General features: G+C 30.5%; 3 protein-coding genes. 1 reads left to right on the forward strand and 2 read right to left on the reverse strand.

The annotated features are described in order from the left end of the window. The first annotated feature begins 258 nt into the window (after window positions 1-258). A complete protein-coding gene (locus V7014_RS19285) occupies window positions 259-1,080 on the forward strand; it encodes a basic amino acid ABC transporter substrate-binding protein (protein ID WP_335509368.1) in 822 nt (273 codons plus the stop codon). A 102-nt stretch (window positions 1,081-1,182) separates the two neighbouring features. On the opposite strand, the gene V7014_RS19290 is transcribed toward V7014_RS19285, so the two are convergent. Both V7014_RS19290 and V7014_RS19295 read right to left on the reverse strand, forming a co-directional pair. Beyond that, window positions 1,183-2,133, reverse strand: a complete 951-nt coding sequence (locus tag V7014_RS19290; protein ID WP_335509369.1) for a hypothetical protein — start codon at window positions 2,131-2,133, stop codon at window positions 1,183-1,185. Continuing rightward, window positions 2,123-2,439: RNA polymerase sigma factor (locus V7014_RS19295; RefSeq protein WP_335509371.1), on the reverse strand; the 317-nt coding region annotated here is incomplete at its 5' end. The genes V7014_RS19295 and V7014_RS19290, both read right to left, overlap by 11 nt.

Genomic DNA, 2,439 nt, shown 5'->3' on the forward strand with positions numbered 1-2,439 from the left:
AATAAAAAGAAGGTGAACGTGTAAAAGATTTTCAGTTTAGTAGAAACAAAGCGAAAGGATAACATCACAGAATAGAGTTGCTAGTAGGGTGAAGCTATACTGTTCTAATTGTATAGGAGACTAGTTATCTACATTACCTTTTTATATGTAATAATGCTAGTGGATCATCTGTTGGCTCTAATCTTAAAATAAAATGAATGAAATCAGAATTATCATATATTTATAGTTTGCAAAAAAACATTAAAAGGGGACTTCTAGATGAAGAAAATGGCGGTTGGTTTCATGCTGTTATGTGCTTTTTTATTAGCTTTAACAGGTTGTGGATCGAAAGATAGTAGTAATGCATCGGGAAATAAGGGAGAAAAGAATACATTAAGAGTTGTAACAAATGCAGCTTTTGCTCCTATGGAATATTTAGATAAAGATAAAGTAAAAGGTTTCGATGTTGACTTCGTAAAAGCTGTTGCAAAGGAAGCTGGGTATGATGTTAAGGTAGAACATGTTGGTTGGGATCCAATATTTGTAGAGTTAGATAATAAGCGTGCGGATATGGCTATAGCAGCTATTACCATCGATGAAGATCGTAAGAAAACATATGATTTCTCACACCCATACTATTTATCAACATTAAAAATTCTAGTACCTGAAGGCAGTTCAATTAAAAGTGCAGCTGATTTGAAAAAAGATAAAGTAGTGGCTGTTCAAGGTGGAACTACAGGCAATATTGCAACTGAAAAACTACTAGGTAAAAATGGTAAAAATATTAAAAAGTTTGAGAGTAATACTTTAGCAATCATGGAATTAATTAAAGGCGGGGCAGATGCAGTGATAGCTGATAGTGCAATCGTGGATGAATACGCTAAAAATAATCCAAAAGAAAAATTAAAAGTGATCGAGGATCATACAACTTTTGGAGAAGAATACTATGGAATCATGCTTGCAAAAGGTAATAAACAACTACAAGAAGAATTGAATAAAGCAATTAATACTATTTTTGAAAATGGCAAATACAACGAAATCTATCAAAAATGGTTCGGTCTTGACCCAAATGTGGAACTGTTGAAAGAACAACAAAAGTAAGATAACTAGTATTCGAATAAGTAAAAACAAAGCATTTCTTGAGTATCGAGAAATGCTTTGTTTCATGATGTACGAAAGACATATACATAGCGATATCAATGATTATATGTTTAGCATGCTTTTTGCAATGGATATTAATTCTTGTTTAATTATTAGTTTTTGGTCTTGAGAGTGTTGATTAAATAGAATGCTTATAAGTAATTTTTGCGAGTTATCTTCTTTTATAAATAGTATTTCTTGTAAGTCTTCACTGTATAAGAAATCTATTCCGTACTCTTTGAACTGTGTATATCCTGTATAGTCTTCGTTTGTTACGAGTTTGTCATTAACTGTGGAGATCTGAATTTGAAAACTTTGAAATTGTTTTTTATCGTTATTTGTATACGTTAGCCATATATTGCTAATCTTAGATGTTAAGTTACCTTCCTTAGTGATATATGGGAGATTTTTTTCTTTTGCTTCCAAATACAATTTTTCAGCCACTTTCTTCGATTCCTTATAGCTTGAGGGCCTATAATGTATAGATCCTTCTTTAAGTTTATATTTTTCCAAGAATTCATCCTTTAAATGAATAGATTTTAGAATAGTATTTGGGATTTGTGATACACTTTTAATTTTTTCGGGATTCATCAACAGGGCCACGGATGTTAATCCTATTTTTTCATATCCCTCTACATCTAAAAAATATACAAATTTCCCTTTAGGGATTTCCTCCTCTATACGTTCCATGATGGTCTCATTTTTTTTAACAAGATTATCATTTATGTGACCTTCTGATTCTGATTCTTTGGACATTTTCTCAATCTCAAATATTTGTTCTTTCTTATTATTATAAAACTTCAAACCTGTTAATTGTACAGCTGTAGCTATAGAAACGGTTACGAACAGACTAACGAATAATACAATAAACGAAGTTCTTAAATAAAATGGTTTCCATATTTTTTTCTTGTCCATTATTTTTTGCTCTAACAAATAATTAATTTGTACTTTTTGGATTTGTTCATTCTTCAATCGCATTTCAAACTCTTTGAATGTTTTGATTTTATTCTTCATCTTGAAGCCTCCTTTCGATTATTAGTTGTATCTTCAATTTTAATCGTTCAAATCGCTTTCTAGCGGTAGGAATGTTTATTCCTAAAATTTGCGCAATTTCTGTAAAATCCTTATCTTCAATAATTCTAAGAACAATCAGAGCTCGTTCTTTCGGTTTCAATTTAGACAATATGTAACTTAGTTCAAAATCGGTCTCTTCATCTTTAGAATCCTCTAATCTACTTTTTTCTGTAAAAGGGATAAAGTTAATAATAGATTTTCTTTTGATTTTATTTAAGCAATGATTATACGCAATCTTATATAACC

Origin of the sequence: Bacillus sp. JJ722, assembly GCF_036963345.1 — a bacterium.
Classification (GTDB): Bacteria; Bacillota; Bacilli; order Bacillales; family DSM-1321; genus Bacillus_AD.